At 58.1% G+C, this 18,512-nt stretch carries 23 protein-coding genes; 22 read left to right on the forward strand and 1 reads right to left on the reverse strand.

From position 1 onward, the window contains the following. Window positions 1-131: 131 nt before the first annotated feature. From H2Z84_RS05085 to H2Z84_RS05105, 5 genes are all read left to right on the forward strand, one after another. On the forward strand, window positions 132-1,190 hold the full coding sequence (locus H2Z84_RS05085) for a phage protease (protein WP_181835009.1): 1,059 nt from the start codon (window positions 132-134) through the stop codon (window positions 1,188-1,190). Between the two features lie 33 nt (window positions 1,191-1,223). Beyond that, complete coding sequence (locus H2Z84_RS05090) at window positions 1,224-1,619, forward strand: hypothetical protein (protein ID WP_181835010.1); 396 nt, start codon at window positions 1,224-1,226, stop codon at window positions 1,617-1,619. 41 nt (window positions 1,620-1,660) lie between these two features. Continuing rightward, entirely contained in the window at window positions 1,661-2,689 is a 1,029-nt protein-coding gene (locus H2Z84_RS05095; RefSeq protein WP_181835011.1) for a major capsid protein, read from the forward strand. Window positions 2,690-2,848: 159 nt separating this feature from the next. After that, window positions 2,849-3,043 carry a Com family DNA-binding transcriptional regulator gene (locus H2Z84_RS05100; protein WP_181835012.1) on the forward strand — a complete coding sequence of 65 codons (195 nt, stop codon included), beginning with the start codon at window positions 2,849-2,851 and terminating at the stop codon, window positions 3,041-3,043. Further along, window positions 3,006-3,767, forward strand: a complete 762-nt coding sequence (locus H2Z84_RS05105; protein WP_181835013.1) for a DNA adenine methylase — start codon at window positions 3,006-3,008, stop codon at window positions 3,765-3,767. Before H2Z84_RS05100 ends, H2Z84_RS05105 begins: the two co-directional genes overlap by 38 nt. 45 nt (window positions 3,768-3,812) lie before the next feature. On the opposite strand, the gene H2Z84_RS05110 is transcribed toward H2Z84_RS05105, so the two are convergent. After that, window positions 3,813-4,253 carry a hypothetical protein gene (locus H2Z84_RS05110; protein ID WP_181835014.1) on the reverse strand — a complete coding sequence of 147 codons (441 nt, stop codon included), beginning with the start codon at window positions 4,251-4,253 and terminating at the stop codon, window positions 3,813-3,815. A 122-nt stretch (window positions 4,254-4,375) separates the two neighbouring features. Here H2Z84_RS05110 and H2Z84_RS05115 point away from each other — a divergent pair, with 122 nt between their 5' ends. From H2Z84_RS05115 to H2Z84_RS05195, 17 genes are all read left to right on the forward strand, one after another. After that, window positions 4,376-4,807 carry a gp436 family protein gene (locus H2Z84_RS05115; protein ID WP_181835015.1) on the forward strand — a complete coding sequence of 144 codons (432 nt, stop codon included), beginning with the start codon at window positions 4,376-4,378 and terminating at the stop codon, window positions 4,805-4,807. Further along, on the forward strand, window positions 4,807-5,226 hold the full coding sequence (locus H2Z84_RS05120; RefSeq protein ID WP_181835016.1) for a phage tail terminator protein: 420 nt from the start codon (window positions 4,807-4,809) through the stop codon (window positions 5,224-5,226). The genes H2Z84_RS05115 and H2Z84_RS05120 overlap by 1 nt, the downstream gene beginning before the upstream one ends. Window positions 5,227-5,242: 16 nt before the next feature. Further along, complete coding sequence (locus H2Z84_RS05125) at window positions 5,243-5,428, forward strand: DUF7210 family protein (protein WP_181835017.1); 186 nt, start codon at window positions 5,243-5,245, stop codon at window positions 5,426-5,428. Next, the gene (locus H2Z84_RS05130; RefSeq protein ID WP_181835018.1) at window positions 5,425-6,177 is read left to right on the forward strand and encodes a phage tail tube protein; all 753 of its coding nucleotides are present in this window, start codon (window positions 5,425-5,427) and stop codon (window positions 6,175-6,177) included. The genes H2Z84_RS05125 and H2Z84_RS05130 overlap by 4 nt, the downstream gene beginning before the upstream one ends. Window positions 6,178-6,226: 49 nt before the next feature. Then, window positions 6,227-6,586, forward strand: coding sequence for a hypothetical protein (locus H2Z84_RS05135; RefSeq protein ID WP_181835019.1), 360 nt, complete (start codon window positions 6,227-6,229; stop codon window positions 6,584-6,586). Between the two features lie 115 nt (window positions 6,587-6,701). Continuing rightward, window positions 6,702-10,913: a tape measure protein gene (locus H2Z84_RS05140; RefSeq protein ID WP_181835020.1), complete on the forward strand. Its 4,212-nt coding sequence runs from the start codon at window positions 6,702-6,704 to the stop codon at window positions 10,911-10,913. 3 nt (window positions 10,914-10,916) lie between these two features. Further along, on the forward strand, window positions 10,917-11,438 hold the full coding sequence (locus H2Z84_RS05145) for a hypothetical protein (RefSeq protein WP_181835021.1): 522 nt from the start codon (window positions 10,917-10,919) through the stop codon (window positions 11,436-11,438). A gap of 1 nt (window position 11,439) precedes the next feature. Continuing rightward, entirely contained in the window at window positions 11,440-13,668 is a 2,229-nt protein-coding gene (locus tag H2Z84_RS05150) for an Ig-like domain-containing protein (RefSeq protein ID WP_181835022.1), read from the forward strand. A gap of 2 nt (window positions 13,669-13,670) precedes the next feature. Then, the gene (locus H2Z84_RS05155) at window positions 13,671-14,060 is read left to right on the forward strand and encodes a hypothetical protein (RefSeq protein WP_181835023.1); all 390 of its coding nucleotides are present in this window, start codon (window positions 13,671-13,673) and stop codon (window positions 14,058-14,060) included. Continuing rightward, entirely contained in the window at window positions 14,057-14,389 is a 333-nt protein-coding gene (locus H2Z84_RS05160; RefSeq protein ID WP_181835024.1) for a hypothetical protein, read from the forward strand. The genes H2Z84_RS05155 and H2Z84_RS05160 overlap by 4 nt, the downstream gene beginning before the upstream one ends. Continuing rightward, window positions 14,367-15,776: a hypothetical protein gene (locus H2Z84_RS05165; protein ID WP_181835025.1), complete on the forward strand. Its 1,410-nt coding sequence runs from the start codon at window positions 14,367-14,369 to the stop codon at window positions 15,774-15,776. Before H2Z84_RS05160 ends, H2Z84_RS05165 begins: the two co-directional genes overlap by 23 nt. 12 nt (window positions 15,777-15,788) lie before the next feature. Continuing rightward, window positions 15,789-16,475 carry a hypothetical protein gene (locus H2Z84_RS05170; protein WP_181835026.1) on the forward strand — a complete coding sequence of 229 codons (687 nt, stop codon included), beginning with the start codon at window positions 15,789-15,791 and terminating at the stop codon, window positions 16,473-16,475. A gap of 84 nt (window positions 16,476-16,559) precedes the next feature. Beyond that, window positions 16,560-16,916, forward strand: coding sequence for a prealbumin-like fold domain-containing protein (locus H2Z84_RS05175; RefSeq protein WP_181835027.1), 357 nt, complete (start codon window positions 16,560-16,562; stop codon window positions 16,914-16,916). Then, window positions 16,913-17,083: a hypothetical protein gene (locus H2Z84_RS05180; protein ID WP_181835028.1), complete on the forward strand. Its 171-nt coding sequence runs from the start codon at window positions 16,913-16,915 to the stop codon at window positions 17,081-17,083. The genes H2Z84_RS05175 and H2Z84_RS05180 overlap by 4 nt, the downstream gene beginning before the upstream one ends. 8 nt (window positions 17,084-17,091) lie before the next feature. Next, window positions 17,092-17,580 (forward strand): hypothetical protein, encoded by a 489-nt coding sequence (locus H2Z84_RS05185; RefSeq protein ID WP_181835029.1) that lies wholly within the window; start codon window positions 17,092-17,094, stop codon window positions 17,578-17,580. Window positions 17,581-17,582: 2 nt separating this feature from the next. Continuing rightward, on the forward strand, window positions 17,583-17,933 hold the full coding sequence (locus H2Z84_RS05190; protein ID WP_181835030.1) for a hypothetical protein: 351 nt from the start codon (window positions 17,583-17,585) through the stop codon (window positions 17,931-17,933). After that, the gene (locus H2Z84_RS05195) at window positions 17,930-18,340 is read left to right on the forward strand and encodes a hypothetical protein (RefSeq protein WP_181835031.1); all 411 of its coding nucleotides are present in this window, start codon (window positions 17,930-17,932) and stop codon (window positions 18,338-18,340) included. Before H2Z84_RS05190 ends, H2Z84_RS05195 begins: the two co-directional genes overlap by 4 nt. Window positions 18,341-18,512 lie beyond the last annotated feature (172 nt).

An 18,512-nucleotide genomic window follows, 5' to 3' on the forward strand; every position in this document is an offset into this window, starting at 1 on the left:
CGTACACCCCCGTTAACGCGTGTTAATTCCTAACTCAGACAGCCTGCTGCCCATTGCATCTGGTCAGTCTGCGCATTTACCGAACCCTTTCCCCCGTTTTTGTCCCCAGCAGGCTGCGCACAATGCAGCCCATGAAGCTCATCCCAGAAGACGTTATCCGTGCCTTGAACAGCCTGCAGCCTGATGGCCTGCAGCGGGCGAGTTGCGCCATCGCTCTTTCCATCGCCCTGGCACTAGGTCCGAATGGCGAGCCGCCCGAATGGTGCCCGGTCATTCCGGCCGGCACGTTCATGGGCCGCGATGACCGTGGACCATGGCATACCGACACGGCAGCCGTGCTGGCCGACTTTGTAGCAAACCAGGCGAAGGGCATTGATCCGGTGGTCGACTACGACCACCTCAGCATGGTGTGCCTGCAGACCGGCCAGAAGGCCGAGGCAGCCGGCTGGATCAAGCAGCTAGAGATTCGGAATGGCGAGACCTGGGCACGCATTGAGTGGAATGCCGATGCCGCCCAGGTGATCACGGCCAAGAAATGGCGCTACCTGTCACCCGTCTTCGATTTTGATGCCAGCGGCCGCGTGGTCCGCCTGGTAGCCGTGGGGCTGACCAACCAACCCAACCTGTTTTTACGTGCCCTCAACTCACAGGAGAACCGCATGGACCCGATTGACCAGCTGCTGCAGCAACTGGGCATCAGCATCACTGAAGCCATGGACGCTGCCAGCAAACTGACTGCCGCCCTGAATGCCATCAAGACGCTGCAGGACGTCAGCAACTCGACCCAGACCGCCATGAACAGTCTGCGCCAGGCAACCGGTGCGGCTGCCGATGCCGACCTCAAGACGGTGGCCAACAGCATCATGACCGGCTTTGTACCGAAGGCCGAATACGAGCGCGTGGCCAATAGCTTGCAACAGCTGCAAGCCGGTACTGCTGCCGCCGAAGTCGACAAGGTGCTGGATGAAGCCATTGCTGCCGGCAAGATCACGCCGGCCAGTCGCAACTTCTACCAGGCCATGTGCAGCACTGACATGAAGGCCTTCAAGGACTTTGTGAAATCCGCCCCGGCCGTGGTGCAGCCCGGTACCGAAACCACCATGCGTGCCGCCAACAGCAAGCATGACAACCAGCAGGGTGGTGACAACCCGCTGATTGCCAACGCCAAGGCCCGCGCCGGCACCAAGTAACCCAACCCGGCCCCTGGCCAGAAAAGGAAAGTCATGGAATCCCTGACGATCAATCAGACCCTGCCGCCCCAGATCCCGCTGGTTGGTGAGCCGGACGAATGCGGTGAAACCCTTGTAGTCGGCCCGGCTGCACTGCCGGCCGGCACCATCCTCGGTGTGGCCACGCTGGACGATGAGCTGGCTGTGCCCTGGCATGCCGGTGATGATCCGCTTGCTTTCGTGCTAGGCGTGACCCGCCACGCACTGCCGGCAGCCGATGCCGGCGTCACCTCCCGCGAGGTCGCCACGGTGGCCGGTGATTGCCTGGTCGCTCTGGACACGCTGCCGGAGCTGCAGGCCGCGCAAACCTCTGCCGCCGCCCACTACCGCCACGTTTACCGCCAGCTGTCGGCCCGTGGCATCCGTATCACCGAGCGTGCCGGCGACTAAGCGTCACCAGCCGTCACGACCTCAAGCAAAGGAAACTGAGCATGCCTCAATCTATCGCTGACCTTCTGAAAGACCCCGCCTTCGGTGTCGCCAGCCTGACCGAGTCGATCAAGCTGCTGCCGAATACCTACTCCAAAGTTGGCCAGTCCGGCATCTTTGTACGCAAGGGCGTGAATTCCCGCACCATCGCTCTGGAGTATGCCGGTGGCCGTATTCACCTGCTGGCCAACCAGGATGTTGGCAGTCCGGGTCAACGCACCAAGCGCGACAAGAAAAACGTGAAGTTCTTCGGGGTGCCGCACATCCCGCACGACGACACCATTCAGGCCGCAGAGATTACTGGCTCCCGCGCCTTTGGCAGCAATGACACCCTGACGGTGGCCGACGTCGCCAATGTGGTGAACAACCATCTGCAGGACATGAAGGTCCGTCACGATCTGACCCAGGAATGGATGATGCTGGGTGCGCTGAAAGGCATCATTCTGGATGGTGACGGCGACGTGCTGTACGACCTGTACAAGACCTTCGACATCCAGAAAACGGTGATCGAATTCAAGCTGTCTGACCCGAAGTTCAATGTGAAAAAAGCCTGCATGGATGTATGCCGTCACATTGAAAAGAACATGCTAGGTGATGTCTCTTCCGGCGTCGGCGCTTACGTCGATGCAGACTTCATGGATGCACTGACCACCCACCCGAATGTGGAAAAGGCATTCCAGGGCTGGGCCGCTGCCCAGGAGAATATCGGCGGTGACGTGCGTGGCGGCTTCAAGTTCGGTGGTGTGATCTTTGAAGAGTACACCGGTGAAGTGCCGAAGGCTGATGGCAAGAGCACCGTGTCGCTGATCAGTGAAGGCACCGGCCACGCTTATCCGCAGGGTACCCGCCAGACCTTCCTGATGTACGACGCGCCGGGTGACTTCATGGAGGCAGTCGGTACCCTGGGCCAGCCGTACTACGCCAAGATCAAGAACACCGACTTTGACCGTGGTGTGGATGTCCATACCCAGTCTAACCCGCTGCCGCTGTGCGCCCGTCCGGGTGTGCTGGTGGAATTGAAACTGACCTGATAACGCCATAAGGCGATAGAGAGACAGCGACCGGGTGGGTGCTACTAACACCTACCCGGACAGCTGACCGCAGACTGAACCTGCAGGCCAACCCAAGGCTGCCACTTTCGTGCACGAAAGCCTGGCAATTCTAACGGGTTTTAACGACCTTGCAGAGACATGAACACCGATATTCGCTGTGGCCATTGCGGCCGGAAAATGGCCGAAGGCCAGTACATCACCCTCAGTATTAAGTGTCCGCGCTGCCGGATACTCAATCATTTCAAGGCCACGAGCCACCGACCAGCGCACCAGGGCGTGCCAGAGATATCGCCTGATGCAAAACCTACCGATCATTCCCTGGATAGGCGGTAAACGCCGCCTTGCCAAACACATCCTGCCGCTGTTCCCGGAACATACCTGCTACGTTGAGCCATTCTGTGGGGCAGCGGCCCTGTACTTCATGAAGAAGCCGGCCAAGGTCGAGGTGTTGAACGACATATCGGGCGAACTGGTGAACCTCTACCGGGTCGTGCAACACCACCTGGAAGAGTTTGTACGCCAATTCAAGTGGTCGCTGGTTTCACGGGAAATGTACAAGTGGCTGCAGATCACGCCGGATGTGATCCTCACTGATATCCAGCGGGCAGCCCGCTTTTACTACCTGCAGAAGATGGCCTTTGGCGGAAAGGTCAGTGGCCAGACCTTTGGCACCGCTTCTACCAGTCCGCCCAGGATGAATCTGCTGCGCATCGAGGAGGAGCTGTCGGCCGCGCACTTGCGCCTGGCCCGGACCTACGTCGAGCACCTGGACTGGAAAAGCTGCATGAAGAAGTACGACCGGCCACATACGCTGTTCTATGCTGATCCACCGTACTGGCAGACGGCGGGCTATGGTGTGCCGTTCCCGTTTGAGGAGTACCAGGCGCTTGCCGAGGTGATGCGCAGCTGCAAGGGCAAGGTGATCTTGAGCATCAACGACCACCCTGATATTCGTGACGTGTTTGCGGGCTTCAGGATGGAGCAAGTGGCCATCCAGTACAGCGTGAACCAAAACAAGGGGAAAGCCAGCGCAGAGCTGATCGTCTGTAACTGGTAGATGTGAAGGATGTGAGATGGCCAGGATGCTTTCCTGGCCAGCCTGCTACTTGTAAAAGTGATCTGCAATCACATTGAACGATTCGGAGGCAAAATAAGCTGTGATGGTTTTAACCTCTACGTAACGACCAGATCCATGTTGATCAACGTATCCGTTACCCAAACGATTAGCAATTTCATCGGCACTAATGAAGGGACTGACATTCTTGTCATGTAGATAGTCAACATACAGAGTGATGTTATTTGTCTTGTCATCAACGAACACGTTGCGAACTTTCACAAAGTGATCGCGACTCTCTGTGCCAAGTAATGATTTCAGTTCTACTTCAAGATCAATGACTTCTTGGACAGCATCCTTAACTGGGGATAAGTAACCCTTATGAAGGAGTCCATTCGTACGAGTGTTTGCAATAAAAAATTGAGACTCATCAGTAGTCATACCGATCACTGTCGAGGGCTTTTCAGTTCTATGAATTTCGATGGACATGGCCTCACCTTGGTGTTGATGGATTTGTCATCACTACATGGCCATAAATTGTACCCACATCCATCTGTCTACCGAACCCTTTCCTGCCTTTTTTGCACTCCCCATGCCCGCACAATGCGGGCATGACTACTTCTACTCCCTACATCACCCAGCAAGGCCTGGAAGACCGCTTTGGCCGAGAGTTCCTGCTGCGCGTCACTGACCCGACCAATACCGGCGAAGTTGACCAGGGCAAGGTCAGTCGTGCCATCGGGGACGCCACCGAGCTGGTCAATTCCTATCTAGGCAAGCGCTATACCTTGCCGGTGCCGTTCGTACCTGGTGCGCTGGAGCGGGTAGCGGCCGACCTGGTGCGTTACTTCCTCTATTCCAGCCAGCCTGGTGAAGAAGTGACCAAGCGTTACGACGACGGGGTGAAGTGGCTTAAGGACGTAGCCAATGGCGTGGTGTCGCTGGGCTTGCCGGTGCCAGAAACCCCGGCCAGCTCCACCGGTAAGGTGGTCATGTCTGGCCCGCACCGCAAGTTCACCCGCCGCAGCATGAGGGACTACTGATGCGGCCCGACCACCTTGCCCTGGGCCAGCTCATTGTGGCCCAGCTCAAAACCCAGATCAGTGACGTCCGCCAGATCGTACAGCGCGGTGAGCTTAGCGATGTGACCAGCGGTGAACAAGTCTCGCCGTCGTTATATGTGATCTACGTGCGGGATGTCATTCCGGGTGATGGTCAGTCCATGGAAGCCCAGAACCACATCCTGCAGCAGTGGATGGTGGTGGTCGCTTACCAGGGCGGTGCAGACCAGATGCTGGCCAAAGCCGGTGAGCTGCTGGCCAAGGCCCGTGCTGCCCTGCTGGGCTGGACGCCGGATGCCGCGCTGTATGAACCACTGCAGGCATCGACACCGCCTGCAGCCGCCTATATGAGCGACTGGGGCTATTTCCCGCTGCTGTTTACCGCTGATTTCTATGCATGACATGAAAGGAGACCCCATGGCATCGCCCCAGAAAGAGCGTGTCGAGCTGATTGTGGAGCACAAGAACGCCGGTACCCTCTACCCAGTTGGCCATGAGCTGGACGTATCCCCCAGCACGGCCGCCTGGCTATATCGCAACCACATTGCCAAGCCTGCGACGGCTAAGCAGTCTATTCCCACTCTCTCGGAGCCTGAAGCATGAGCTACGCACCCGTCATCCTGACACCTGAAAAACACACTTACTCGGTCTCCGGCCAGGTCCTGATGGCTGAGTACGGCGTGCCCAAATTCACCCCGTTTGCTATGGTCGAAACCGCTGACCTGACCATTGAGCAGGAAACCCAGGAGTTGGCGGACTCTTACACTGGCCAGGGCAACTACGACAAGCTGTACTCGGTGAAGTCGGTATCGCTGGATCTGAAGGTGACCACTTTCCAGCCGGAGATCATTGCCGAAATGACCATGGGTGTGGCCAATGCCCGTGAAGAGCAAGCCATTACCGATGAAGTCCAGACCGCTTTCAAGGGCGTTCTGGTACCGCTGCAGCACATCGGTTCCGGTGACTTTCAAGTCACCCCGGATGCAGGTGGCCAACCCTTTATCGCCGGCAAGGACTACTTCCCGACCGCTGCCGGCATCATTCCGCTGGCCGGTGGCGGCATCGCGGACGGCACAAAGATCAAGGTGAGTTACAAGGCGCTGGAAGCCAATGTAGTCGAATGGCTGGCCGGCTCCCAGAAAGAGCGTTCGCTGATCTTCCATGGCGTGAATAAAGCTAGCCGCAAGCAAGTGGTGATGCAGATCTTCCGGGGCAAGTTTGGTTTCCCGGACAAGTACGCACTGCTGGGCAAGGATTTCCGTAGTTCCGGCGTCAAGTTTGAAGTGCTGGCCGACCCGTTGCAGACCGGTGAAGGCCTGTCGCAGTGGGTACGTGAAACCCTGCTGAAGTAAGCCATTCCACCACCGATGGGCGCAGCCTGGCTGCGCCCTGGAGCTTGTCATGCGTATCGAAAAAACCATTCCCATCGGTGACCACACCATCACCATCCGCGAACTGACCGTTGCGGATATTCGTGCTTTGCTGGTCGAGTCCATGCAGCAGCATGGCGATGTCGGACTTATCCCGGACCAGGCTGACCTGGTGCTGAATGCCATGCTGCTGCCGGATGTCCGCCTGGAAGAGCTGCGCGCCATGGCCCCGATGGAACCAGACGTGCTGGACAGCCTAGCTGATTCGGATCTGCAGACGCTGCGCGATAAGTGCCGGGAGTTGAACCCGCTTTTTTTCGGCATGAAGGCGCGGCTGGAACAGGCGAAGGCCCAGGCGGAGATGATCGCCCTGGCCCAGCTGAACAGCTAAGCCAGCTGGAAACCAACCTGGGCCGGCTGATTGAAGCAGGCCACCCGAATGCAGCGCGGTACCCGCTGCGCTTCTTTGCCGCCGTCATTGATGATCTGAATAGCCGAAACGCCACATGAAAACCCTGGAATACCTGATCAAGGCCAATAGCTCCGACTTTGTCACTGCGGTGACCAAGGCGGAAACCATCTATGGCCAGGCACTCAAGGGCATGGCCGACAAAGCCAAGCAGATCAGCCTATTCAAGCAAGCGAAGGAAGACGCAGACAGTACTGGTACCGCCCTGGTCAAACTGAAGACCACGGCAGAACAGGTGCGCAAAGCGCTGGGAGACAGTGGCGGAACCCTGCAGCAAAACCAGCAGCTGGCCCAAACCGAAGCAGCCATCAACAAGACCGAGGCTGCTATGCGTGGCCAGGTAGCTGCCGTTGTCTCGATGCGCCAGGCGCTGGCTGCGGCCGGTGTCGATACCCGCAATCTGGCAGCAGAGCAGGACAAAATGGCCACGGCCATTGCAAAAGCATCTGCAAGCGTCATCCAGAACCGCCGCACCAATGCTGCCCGGGATGTCCTGGGCATCCGTTCCGAGCTGGATGTCACCCGCGAAATTAACCTGGTGCAGGCAGCTTATGATCGCCTTGCTGCCACCGGTACGGTCTCGCATAACGAGTTGGACCGGGCGGCTGCTGCGACCAAGGCCCGGATTGCCGCCCTGCGCCAGGAGCTGCGGGGTGGTGCTGAAGAGGTCAAACTGTTTACCGCCCCATCGGCGGCCGTCAACCAGGTGCGCCGTACTGGTGCCGCCCGCGATGTCCTGGGCATCCGCTCCGAACTGGATATCACCCGCGAAATTAACCAGGTGCAGGCAGCGTATGACCGCCTCGCAGCGACCGGCACGGTTTCGCATAATGAGCTGGACCGAGCAGCTGCCGCAACCAAGGCCCGGATTGCCTCCCTGCGCCAGGAACTGCGCGGTGGTGCTGAGGAGGTCAAGCTGTTTACAGCGCCTGCGGCACCAATCAGACAAGCCCAGCGTACCAGCGCTGCCCGCGATGTCCTGGGCATCCGCTCCCAGACCGACATCCAGCGGGAAATCCAGCAGGTGTCGGCAGCCTTCTCCCGCCTGACCCAAAACCCAGCTATCAGTATGGCTGAGTTGTCCAGGGCAGCCACGGCCACCAAGGCCCGGATTGCTGCCCTCCGCCAAGAGCTGCAAGGCACGATGCCCGCCAGCAGCTTCCTGATGACAGGTGCCGGCAAGCTGGTCGCCATGGCCAGTGCTGTGGTGTCGCTCAATGCTGCGCTGGCGCTGACCCGCAGCATCCTGTCCACGGCTGGCCAGTTTGAAACCCTGCGTACCCAGTTAAACGCCGTTGAAAAGTCGGCTAACAAAGGCGGTGAAGCCTTTGCCTACATCAAGCAGCAGGCAGTCAATACCCCGTTCCAGGTCACCAACCTGACCCAGACCTATATCCGGCTGCGCAACTACGGGCTGGACCCGACGGCTGGCAGTATGCAAGCCATCATCGACCAGGCGGCAAAGCTGGGCGGCAGTCAGGAAATGCTGGAGCGCATCACCCTGGCGCTGGGCCAGGCATGGACCAAGCAGAAGCTGCAGGGCGAGGAGATCATGCAGCTCAACGAGGCTGGCGTGCCGGTGTGGGATCTGCTGTCCAAGGCCATGAACAAGTCGGCTGCCGAGCTGATGAAGCTATCCGAGAACGGCCAGCTCGGCCGAGATGCCATCACCGCGCTGATGCAGGCCATGGAGAACGATGCAGCCGGTGTAGCGGCTTCGCAGATGCAGACCTGGAATGGCATCGTGTCCAATGCCACCGACTTGTGGCAGGAGTTCCTGGACAGCATCGGCCAGGCCGGGCTGCTGCAATTCGCCAAAGACAGCATCACCCAGTTGACGACTGCCCTGCAGAAGATGAAGGAAACCGGCGAACTGTCCCAGATCGCACACGACATTGCAGACGCGCTGCAGGCCCTGGGCAAGATCGCCATCGGTACCGCCAAGTTCATCACCGCGCATCACGATGCCATCATTGCTGTGGCTGCGGTTTATGGTGCCCTGGCTGCCAAGAAACTGTTTGCTGGCCTGGCCACGGATCTGGTGACCTTTGCCACTGCTGCTACCAAAGCTGCTACCGCACTGCGGACACTGAAAGAAGCCCAGACAGTGGGCGACATCATTGATACCGTGGTTGGCAAAGGCAGTGTCCGCAAGGCGACGGCAGCGGCCAAGGCGGCACAGCCGGCATCTACCCTGACAAAGGTTGCTAGCGGTGTGATCGAGGGGGCGACCTATGCACAAGGCGTCACAGAAACCTATCGTCTGGCTAAAGCTGTTCCAGCTGCTGCAGGTACCGGTGTTGCTGTAGAAGGAGCAAAAGCAGCTGAGACTGCAGCAATGCAGTCCGGCGCAGCCTGGAGTGCCGCTGCCAATGTCGCAAAAAAGGCTTGGATGGGCATGACATCTGAGGTAGCCCTTACCTCATCAGTGTCGCTGACTGGGGTAGCTGCATTGATTGCCCGTTTTACGGTGTTTGGAACAGTGGCCTATGCGTCTTATAAGGCGCTTGAACCAATAATCAGCAATACCATTGATCTCTATAAGATGGAAATAGACGCTCTTGAGCAGAAGCGTCAAACACTGGAGGAAATTAATCGGCTTGAGCGAGAGGGTGTGAAGCAGGATGGTGGTACCGGTACCGGCGCAGTCACACGAATCATGACAGCCAGTGAGCTGGCCAGTTCAAGCAGCGCCCAGCTCAAAAGCTACCGTGAGAATCTGGATCGTGCTCACAAAATCCAGTTTGACCAAGCAGTCCAGCAGGCGCGGAACATCACTCGGGCAGGTGGTGATTCTGATAAAGACCCGGAGTACCAAAAATATCTGGCTGAGGCGATTACCTATAAAAAAGCCATCAAGGCGCTGGATGATTATGAGGCGCAGCGCCTCAAGCTGGAAACCGGCTACAGCAACCAGATCAAGGCCATCAAGAATGGCCAACTTGAGACCCTCGCTGTCGCGCTGGCCAGAGAGCAAAAGCTATATGACAAAGCCAATGAGCAACTCCAAGCAGCTGTTGCTGCACGCCAGAAACATCAGGACGCCTGGGCCAACAATAAAGCGGTAGACCCTGCGACAAAGGCCACTGAACCACAAGGCGTTACCGACTATTACGACAGCCTGCAGAAAGCTCAGGCACTGGCGCGGGCAGCGCAGGATAGCCAGAAGACAGCCAATACCACTGGCCTTGATGGCGACTTCCAAAAGGCCACCCGCGATGCAGCCGCTGCTGAAACAGCTTTCGGCCGAGTGATGGATGTCATCAATCAACTGCGTAGCGGCGGCAAGATCACTGAAGGCGAATTCAAGCTGTTCAATGACCAGGCTGGCCGCGCCCAGGACAGTCTGGATGCCGGCGCAGAAAAAACCGCAAAATCTTCCTTGCAAGCAGCAATGGAAAAGATGGAAGCACTGAAAGCCGCTGCCGCAGCCATCCAGAAACTGGATATATCGGTGAGCTTCAATGATAAGCAGGCCGTCCAGGATATGGAAAGCATGATCAACCGCATTCAGCAGGCGGCCCAGGCTCATCCAGTCAAGATTGCCACTGCGCTAGTCGGCCCCGATGGAAAGCTGCTGCAGGATGCGCGCCAGGCAATTGGTCTGCCAGACCGTCCAACCTCGGAACTGACACCAGGGCCATCCACTGCTGGAAGCAGTGACAAGAAAGCAGCAGCGGCAACGATACCGGCCGAAGTTGATAAGAAAACTGCGACAGCTGACCTGAACCAGTTTCTGGATAGTGCCCAGCTGGTTGCCAAAGCCAATCCTATCAAGGTACCGGTGAACTACATCGGCGGCAGCGATGCAGCGACTAATCTTGCGGCGGCCCGTCGGCAAGTCGGCCTGCCCGACATCCAGTCCCACGCCGATGGTGGTGCCATTTCTGGCCCAGGTACCGGCACCTCGGACAGCATCCTAAGCCGCTTGAGCAATGGCGAATTCGTGGTCCGTGCAGCGGCTACCAGCTACTACGGGCCGGATCTGCTTCATGCCATCAATCAGATGCGTCTCCCGCGCTTTGCCACGGGCGGTGTCGTGGGCCAACTGCCGGCAGTGAGCCGGGCGATGTCGGCCATGCCATCCCTGCAGGCGAGTACCAGCAGCGCTGCCATTGGCCAGTCCAGTAGCCCACTCAACATCTGGCTACCTGGTGCAGCCGACCCCATCACCGTGCAGGCCCCGGATGCATCCGTTAAACAGCTGCGCGATGCCGCGTTAAAACACAACCTCAAATTCGGCAAATAAACCATGAATGCAAATCGATATGCACAGTTTTTTGCACTGGATGGCCAGGTCATTCCAATCCGGGCCGGTCTGAAAGTGAACCAGACCTATGAACAGCTCGGTGGCCGCCAGCTGTTCCGGGCCCGCACCGGTAAGGCCCGGATGCAGAGCCACTGGACCAAGGTTAAAACCGTCCTGTCCGGCAGCGGCTGGAATGTCATGCCTTTTGCGGGCATTGATCAGACGGCCGTGCATACCCTGGACTGCGTGACCGCCCGTGCGCTGCAAAGCCATCTGCCGCTGTTTACCCTGCCGGCACTCCGTCAGGACATCCCGCCGAGGGGCTTTGCCGTGGTCAATGGCGAACTGGTGCCGACGCATGCAGTGCTGGCCGGCACGGTGCTGACGCTCAACCCAGTCGCCAATGCGGACAGCTACGTCTGCTGGTACTGGCCTCGCCTGACCGGTTATCTGACCGCCGTCAGCGACCAGGGCGACCCGCGCAGCCTGAATTACACCTGGTCGCTGATGCTGGAAGAGGCTTGAGATGATCAACGGCTCTGCCATCAATAGCGCACCAATCAATGCCTATTCCGCTGGCGGCGGTACGCCACAGCCGGGTGCCAGCAAACTGTCGGTACCGATTACGCTGGACGTGTCGACGCTACCGACCGGATCGCTTTCTACCCCGATCAGCCTGGCTGTGCTGCCGGTATCACTGCCGGCAGAAGGCTGGGATGTCCGGGTGCTGGTGGGCGGTGTTGATCTGTCCGGCCGGGTCGAGGGAGAGCTGGAAATTGAAGCGGAGGAAGGCGCAGCGCGTATTGCATCGGTGGTGCTGAGTCTTGCGGCCGGAGATAGCCTGGCCAGCTTTGGTGGGCAAAGCCTGGTGATTGATGTCCAGCCGATGATCGGTGGTGCGTGGGTGCGGCGCTTTACCGGCAAAGTCTCCCTGCCGCAGTTTGATCTTGAAGCTGGCCGCGTCACCCTGCACGGTACCGATAACCGCCATGAGCTGCTAGCACAATCTAGCCGCTCAGCCCTTGCAGCTATGCTCGGTGGCTACTGGTCCGATCATGTCGGCAGTGAGGCAGCAAACAGTCTGCAGTATGCCGAAGGCCGACTGGAAACCGTTGCAGGCAGCTTTGATCTGGATGCCTATGGTAATCCACGGCTGACCAACTGGGCCGGATCTGGCCAGGCTGCGACGGTGACTGACGACGATATCAAGGATGGTTCGCTCGAGGTCCGGCCGGTAGCGCTGAGCGATGTCACCAACCTGGTGACAAATGACCAGGTCGGGCTGGGTGCGGTTTCGACGACCAGCATTTGCGGCCTGATCCACGACAGTGCAAACGATACCGGCAAGTCTGCGACCGATAATCTGACCGCCAATACCCGACCATTGATCGGTGGAACGGTTGAACCAGGTGCAACGGTCACCCTGGCTATCGGTGGTCAGAGCGTGGTGACCACGGCGTCAGGTACGGGCTATTTTGCAGTACAGCCGCCGTATGCGCTGGCCCCCGGCATCCATACTCCGCATATCACTGTTACAAGCAGTTGGACGTGGGAGGCTTGGGGAACGTCGTTCACCGTGGCCACGGCTGATGAGGCGAATGAAGGGGCAGTATCGTCGGCGACAAGTGAAAAAGTGGCAAGCACCGATTGCACCCTGGAATACCGCTACCCGCGCCTGCATTTGGCCGAAACCATATACCAATGGTCCATGGGCATTTCCTACCCGGAGCTTGTTCTCGGTCGCAATGGCCATGCTTTTATTCTCCCGGAGCGGTCACTGTTTGAATCGGCTGCCAGCCAGAGCGGCTGGATCGTCGACAAGACGACATACACCTCTCCGAAACAAGGTAGCTCCGTCGTTGGCTATATCGACCGCAATGGCAATGTGATCAATGGTGCCCCCGGCCCGGCCGCTGATGTCGTTGAAGTGTTGATCTTCAAGAACGAGTACACGGGCGCGGTAGAACTGGACCCACGCTGTGAGTCGGCAACGCTATGGCTGCATCGTCGTATTGCACAGCCTGTGACTGAGCGCTGGCGTGTCACGGTGTCCGCGCCGGACTCTGTCGCAGCACTCGGCACCCGTAAAACCCAAGGGGCGACGGCTGCCGTGGATGCTACGAGCAGCTTTAATGCCGATGCCTGGGAAAAGGACTTAAAGGTCGAGCCGGTCATCAAGACCAGCACCGACTACACCAGTCTGCCGACGGTTTCCCGCGCCGATATTGATGCTGCCCTTGTCTGCCTGGCGGCGAAGGCTCGTCGCCAGATCCTGGCCAGCCACCGCGCCAGCCGGGTGACATTCACCACCGTGGCCAGTGCGACGCTGGACTTGCCGCAGCGCCTGCAGGTTGATTCTGCCGACCTGCACGCTATTGGCAAAGTTGCCCGGTTTGTCGAGCGCTACACCATCGACAGCGGCCGGGCCGAGACGGACATCGAGCTGGCGATCAGTGCGCTGGTCGGTGTCGGCACCGCCCAGGATGAACCGCTTCAGAGTCCAGTTATTACCGGCGCGGCCAATCTTTCGCAGTCGGCCACGGTGCCGGTGCCTAGTGCTTGGGAAGGCCGAGGTAACCTGATTGCGGGCACATCCTGGACCACGGGGGCGACGGGTGACACGACTTCGCAATATCCGCGCTCTGTCGCGCTAACCACCAATGCTATCCACCCCTATATGACTGACCCGATTGACCGCCCGATGTCCTATGAGATCAGTGTGGCCATACCGGTTGACCCTTTTGAACTGAGGTAGCCATGGCGCTCACTTTTGCACTGTATTACGACGCCGCCCGGACCCAGCCAGTCACCCAGCTGGCGCTAGCCGGCATTAACGATGCCCTTGCCAGTCCGCTCCAGCAGCGGCTGTATGTTGGTCCTGCTGCCGGCATGCGGACGATGTCGACGGATGGCCAGCCGATCCGCTTATCGGTCGTCTCAACCGGTGATGTCCAGCCCAGCGCATTCCGCTTGGCGCTGAGCCAAGTGGATCTCAGCAGCGCAGTACCAGGTGCAGACATTGCCTTGCCTGCCCAGCTGGATGACTTGGTAGCGATCTGGCTGCAAGTAGATTGCTCCCACATCACAACGGGCAGCCATGGCGGCCTGACGATCACCAGTACCGAAGTGAAAGAGGTAGCACTATGAGCGGCATGACTGAGCAAGATGCCCAGACTATCGGCAGGGCACTGAAGCAGCCGGCTACCTCATCAAAGCGGTTGCCGGCACTGCCGGCGCGTGGCGGGATTCCCAGTGCCACGGCAACAGGAACAGCCACTCAGTCGGCTAGTACAACAAGCGGTGGCGGGATTGACTCGCCGCTGACTGAGCAGTCCAGAAGCTACTGGCCGACCGTACAAGCTGTCACCTCGGATGGGCTGCTGCAGATCGCATACCAGCCAATCAAGAGCGTTGTGATGAAAGATAAATCTGGCCGGGAGGTGGTGTTTAACTATGTCCAGCCTACCGCCTCCTGACCTCAGCGGCCCGCTGCCGCTGCAGATTAACCGGCTTGGCCATGCCACACATGGGCTGTGTAAAAACGGCACGGTCAGCATGGCCAACGGCCTGCAGCAGGATGGCTATGCTTTCCCTGGGACGGGTTTCTGCTATGCCGTATCAGTGCCGGGCTTTGTCGCTAGTGTTGATCCCGATGCCGCTGCTGAGCAGGCTGCAGGCCGCTACTGGTTGCCTTATGCCATCGTTGCCGGTGGGCAGCTGTATGGCCAGCAGCTGATGAATGAGCCTGGCTATCGTGGTGATGCTGCCGTATTCATGAGTTTTGGTACTAACCGGAATCTGGCGATCACCATTCCTGGCGGTGCCATTAAAGCCATCTGGTGGACTATCTGGCCATCTCAGAAAATACATAGCGTGACCGGCATTTCTGCAATCAATGAGCTGCCATTCTGGAAGCTGCTAGACGTCGCTGGCCACCGTGCCGTGTTTGCGGCCAGCACGGCCTTGGGTGGCGATAACATCGGTATGAAGCTGTGGTATGCAGAGTGCCGTTTTTTTGAAATGACTGTGAGTTGGCCAGTCGGTGGCACGCCACAGATATCCTTGGCAGAGCTGCCGAATACGAGCAGCATTCCCACGCAGTTTGATGGCTTTACAGTAACCCAGGCTGCTCCTGTAGAGGGCGGTGGCCTTGAGCTGCGGGACTATACGCTGCCCGCCCGTTCCTATGATGCGCAATACGGCATGACGTCAAACCGCCTGGCGCTCCAGCCGATGGCGACTAATGTGGCTGCCTACTATCCACACGACCATACCTTTAGCCGCATCGTCGGCTATGCCTACCGGGGTGAAGAGCCGCAGCCAATTACCTGTGAGGCGCGCAGCGTGTTGACCCAGGACTTTGCATGCTCTCCTTATTCTTATCTTGAAACCAAGCTCTGGTCTGTCCGTATCAGCAATAAGGCGCATCGACGGGTGACGACACGGATCGCGTTTGGGGGTACTGAGGTCATCAGTGCGGTGTGGGATAAGGATATCTGGGATAGCTGGGTTGTCATGAGCGCTGGCGGTGTTGATGCTGATGCCAATGGACAGCCACTGCTTGGCGGTGGCCCGCTAAATGATGGGGACAATGCTGTTGTGTGGATGGGGTGTTATGTAGTGGGGCGAGATCTGCTGGTTGCTGCATGGTCGGATAGTGAGTCCGCAAAATGGCAGCTTGTCGATGTCGTGACCGGTCAGAAGCTGAACCAGGGGAGCCTCAGCGATGCCCAGCGGTTGGCGTTTCAGCAGGGGCATAAGTTTGAGTTTATCTATGCCAGTAAACACCCAGTTACCGGGCAAATTGCGGTCAGTGTTCCAGCTGCCGGCAGTTCGCTTGCAGAGCAGCTGTGCTGGGTTTAACGGGAGATTTGTATGTTTTCGATGTTTAATAACTCTGATGTCACGCTGGCGGGGCTGGATCAGCAGGCATTTGGCAACGCTAGTAACTTTGTGGCTGCAGTGTGGCCGAATGCCAGCCCGACCAGGGAAATGCTGGTGGGGCATACTGCGATGCGCGTAGCGATTGAAGCCATTGACGGTAGTCAGCGCGAAATCATTGAGCTGCGGGTATCGGAAGATCAGATCATCCGTGGGGCCGAGCCAGTCATGCTGGCCGGCAACTGGGTAGACCAAAATTCCATCAGCTGGGACGCTGTACCGTGCCGGGTGTTTGTGACGGTGACTGCCGCCATGTTGCAGGCTGCAATGGGCTATCCGCAATATGTCGGTGCCGGCATGTATCAGTCCAATCTGCAGATTGACTGGCCAGCCCAATCCATTGATATCAGCGCATACGATAGCCCGGACCCGGTCTTTCTGATGCTGTCCCCTGTGTCGATTTTCCCCGGTGACCGTTTCCGGGTCACGCTGGTGCGCAATGGTGGCAATCCAGTCCAGATTGGTGGTACCGCAGGCCGCTGGAAAATGAAGGATGGCAGTGCAGTGAACTGGCCGACCATGGGGACGGGTGGCCTTGTTACATGGCACTTTGATGCGTTCCTGGACAGTATGAACTGCGTGGCGTACATCGTGAATGAGGTACGGATCGCAGCGGGTTAACCGAACCCCTTCCCCCGTTCCTCCACAGCAGAAACACCGGACACTTGGCACTCAATGTCCGGTGTTTTGTTTTGAGAGGCCACTTTGCTCCCCTATGTCCGTAAAGATCCGCTAACCATCGTCCAGGGCTGCACTTTCCTGCATACCTGGGAATGGCTTGCGGGTGGCCAGCCCGTTGATCTGACTGGGGCCGAGTTCGAACTGGTCGCCAAGGCCAGCACGGATAGCAACGCGGTCCTGATTCATCTCACTACCGACAATGCAGGCGTCACGGTGATCGGCAATGCCATCAGCCTTCGCATCGAGGAGGACATCACCCGCGCCTATACCTGGCGTAATGCAGTTTTTGATCTGCGGGTGAAGTGGCCAGGCTCCGAGCCGCGCAGGGTTGATCCCTTTATGACTGGCCGCTTCGAAGTACGTCCTGGAGTACTGGCATGAACGAGGTGATTGAACTGACTCCATCCCCGGTAAGAGAGGTGCTGGAAGTGGTTGTTACCGAGCGTGAAACCATCGTCGAGATGGCCCGGCAGGGACCACCAGGACCACCCGGTGATGCTGGATTCGATGTAGACCTCGACCTTATTTATCAAATTGCAAAACTCTAGGAGTGGCAATGTCCCTCGAAAGTAGAATCACCGTACTCGCCCAAAGCATCGCGGCTGACATCAAGGTACTAAAGGCGGCACAGGGCAACTTGGATGCCCTGAATACCACGGCCAAAGCCAGTCTAGTCGCAGCGATCAACGAGGTGCTGCAGTTGGCCCAGGCGGCAGGCTCTTCGTCTGGCGCGGCGATCAATGATGCCTCAGTCAGTGCTGGCTCGACGTTCTCATCCAGCAAAATCACTACATTAATGGCAGACCTGAAGAACCAGATTCTGGGTGGTGCTTCCTCTGCCTACGACACGCTGCTGGAGATTGAGGCCAAGCTGGGGAGCGACGATACGGCGCTGGCTAACTTGCTGATAGCAGTCGGCAACCGGCTCAGCTTTACCGATGCCCAGTCGCTGACGGCTGCCCAGCAGCTCCAGGCGTGTACAAATCTGGGGATAGGTGATCCGACAACCGACTTTCTGGCTGCGTACACTGCCGCTAAGAGCTGAACATGCCTTCGCTGTCTTCACGCATTGCGTCTGCTTTTACGGCAATAGGTAGTGATATAAAAAGCCTATTCACCAATAAGCTGGCGACGGATTGTGGTGCGGGGCAAATAGGCTCGTTTGCGTTGATGTTCTATTCCAACGCGAATACCCCCATTGCAGCGGGAACCATCTACTCCGGGGCCAAGCTGTATTATGCGCAGTTCTACACCTCTGGCTCGTCGCAGTCTGTCTCACAGGGGTCCGTGGTCTATTCGGTTGTGGGGGTATCTGCTGTGGGCAGTTGGAGGGCAATGCATTCCCTGATCGCAGCACCGGGTAACTTCACTATTTTTTTAGCGCAGAGAGTCGCATGAAGCTTGAATATACGGCGGTAACTGATCTGCAGTGGGCGAATGAGGCGCGCTCGGCAGTCACGATGACCGTAAGTTTCAACTCGCTGGGGGACGTGCCATTTACGGCCGCTCCTGATGACACGACAGAACATGGTCGGGAGCTGTTTGCGCGGGCTGTCGCTGGGGATTTTGGAAGTATCCGAGAGCCGGATACTGAAGATGCCATGGTCTTTTATAACCTGCGCCAGCAGGCACAGATTGAGCTGGATGCGTCTGACAGAACGGTACTGCGCTGCTATGAGAAGTCCATTCAGGTGCCATCGGAGTGGGCCGAGTATCGTAATGACCTGAGGGAGATCATCCGCGCCACAGCGTTTGACTCCTCAATGAAGCTCCCGACTAGGCCACCATTTCCCTCTGATGCCTGATCGACAAATGCCACACCATGTTTAGAGCCTGCTTTTGCAGGCTCTTTTGCATTTGTACCGCCGATGACTCAGTGCAAAAGCGTGTGCGAAAGTGTGCAAAAGAATCTGCGCGGTTACAAATAGAGAAAACGGCGATGCACATTGCCCAAATTTGCTTACATGGTGGTTACAC

The sequence above is a fragment of the Aquitalea aquatica genome, from assembly GCF_013911085.1.
Taxonomy (GTDB): domain Bacteria; phylum Pseudomonadota; class Gammaproteobacteria; order Burkholderiales; family Chromobacteriaceae; genus Aquitalea; species Aquitalea aquatica.

What these genes read in the sequence shown, in the direction of transcription:
- H2Z84_RS05085 (WP_181835009.1), top strand. Translation starts at nt 132, where the DNA reads ATGAAGCTCATCCCAGAAGACGTTATCCGTGCCTTGAACAGCCTGCAG.
- H2Z84_RS05090 (WP_181835010.1), top strand. Translation starts at nt 1,224, where the DNA reads ATGGAATCCCTGACGATCAATCAGACCCTGCCGCCCCAGATCCCGCTG.
- H2Z84_RS05095 (WP_181835011.1), top strand. Translation starts at nt 1,661, where the DNA reads ATGCCTCAATCTATCGCTGACCTTCTGAAAGACCCCGCCTTCGGTGTC.
- H2Z84_RS05100 (WP_181835012.1), top strand. Translation starts at nt 2,849, where the DNA reads ATGAACACCGATATTCGCTGTGGCCATTGCGGCCGGAAAATGGCCGAA.
- H2Z84_RS05105 (WP_181835013.1), top strand. Translation starts at nt 3,006, where the DNA reads ATGCAAAACCTACCGATCATTCCCTGGATAGGCGGTAAACGCCGCCTT.
- H2Z84_RS05110 (WP_181835014.1), bottom strand. Translation starts at nt 4,253, where the DNA reads ATGTCCATCGAAATTCATAGAACTGAAAAGCCCTCGACAGTGATCGGT.
- H2Z84_RS05115 (WP_181835015.1), top strand. Translation starts at nt 4,376, where the DNA reads ATGACTACTTCTACTCCCTACATCACCCAGCAAGGCCTGGAAGACCGC.
- H2Z84_RS05120 (WP_181835016.1), top strand. Translation starts at nt 4,807, where the DNA reads ATGCGGCCCGACCACCTTGCCCTGGGCCAGCTCATTGTGGCCCAGCTC.
- H2Z84_RS05125 (WP_181835017.1), top strand. Translation starts at nt 5,243, where the DNA reads ATGGCATCGCCCCAGAAAGAGCGTGTCGAGCTGATTGTGGAGCACAAG.
- H2Z84_RS05130 (WP_181835018.1), top strand. Translation starts at nt 5,425, where the DNA reads ATGAGCTACGCACCCGTCATCCTGACACCTGAAAAACACACTTACTCG.
- H2Z84_RS05135 (WP_181835019.1), top strand. Translation starts at nt 6,227, where the DNA reads ATGCGTATCGAAAAAACCATTCCCATCGGTGACCACACCATCACCATC.
- H2Z84_RS05140 (WP_181835020.1), top strand. Translation starts at nt 6,702, where the DNA reads ATGAAAACCCTGGAATACCTGATCAAGGCCAATAGCTCCGACTTTGTC.
- H2Z84_RS05145 (WP_181835021.1), top strand. Translation starts at nt 10,917, where the DNA reads ATGAATGCAAATCGATATGCACAGTTTTTTGCACTGGATGGCCAGGTC.
- H2Z84_RS05150 (WP_181835022.1), top strand. Translation starts at nt 11,440, where the DNA reads ATGATCAACGGCTCTGCCATCAATAGCGCACCAATCAATGCCTATTCC.
- H2Z84_RS05155 (WP_181835023.1), top strand. Translation starts at nt 13,671, where the DNA reads ATGGCGCTCACTTTTGCACTGTATTACGACGCCGCCCGGACCCAGCCA.
- H2Z84_RS05160 (WP_181835024.1), top strand. Translation starts at nt 14,057, where the DNA reads ATGAGCGGCATGACTGAGCAAGATGCCCAGACTATCGGCAGGGCACTG.
- H2Z84_RS05165 (WP_181835025.1), top strand. Translation starts at nt 14,367, where the DNA reads ATGTCCAGCCTACCGCCTCCTGACCTCAGCGGCCCGCTGCCGCTGCAG.
- H2Z84_RS05170 (WP_181835026.1), top strand. Translation starts at nt 15,789, where the DNA reads ATGTTTTCGATGTTTAATAACTCTGATGTCACGCTGGCGGGGCTGGAT.
- H2Z84_RS05180 (WP_181835028.1), top strand. Translation starts at nt 16,913, where the DNA reads ATGAACGAGGTGATTGAACTGACTCCATCCCCGGTAAGAGAGGTGCTG.
- H2Z84_RS05185 (WP_181835029.1), top strand. Translation starts at nt 17,092, where the DNA reads ATGTCCCTCGAAAGTAGAATCACCGTACTCGCCCAAAGCATCGCGGCT.
- H2Z84_RS05190 (WP_181835030.1), top strand. Translation starts at nt 17,583, where the DNA reads ATGCCTTCGCTGTCTTCACGCATTGCGTCTGCTTTTACGGCAATAGGT.
- H2Z84_RS05195 (WP_181835031.1), top strand. Translation starts at nt 17,930, where the DNA reads ATGAAGCTTGAATATACGGCGGTAACTGATCTGCAGTGGGCGAATGAG.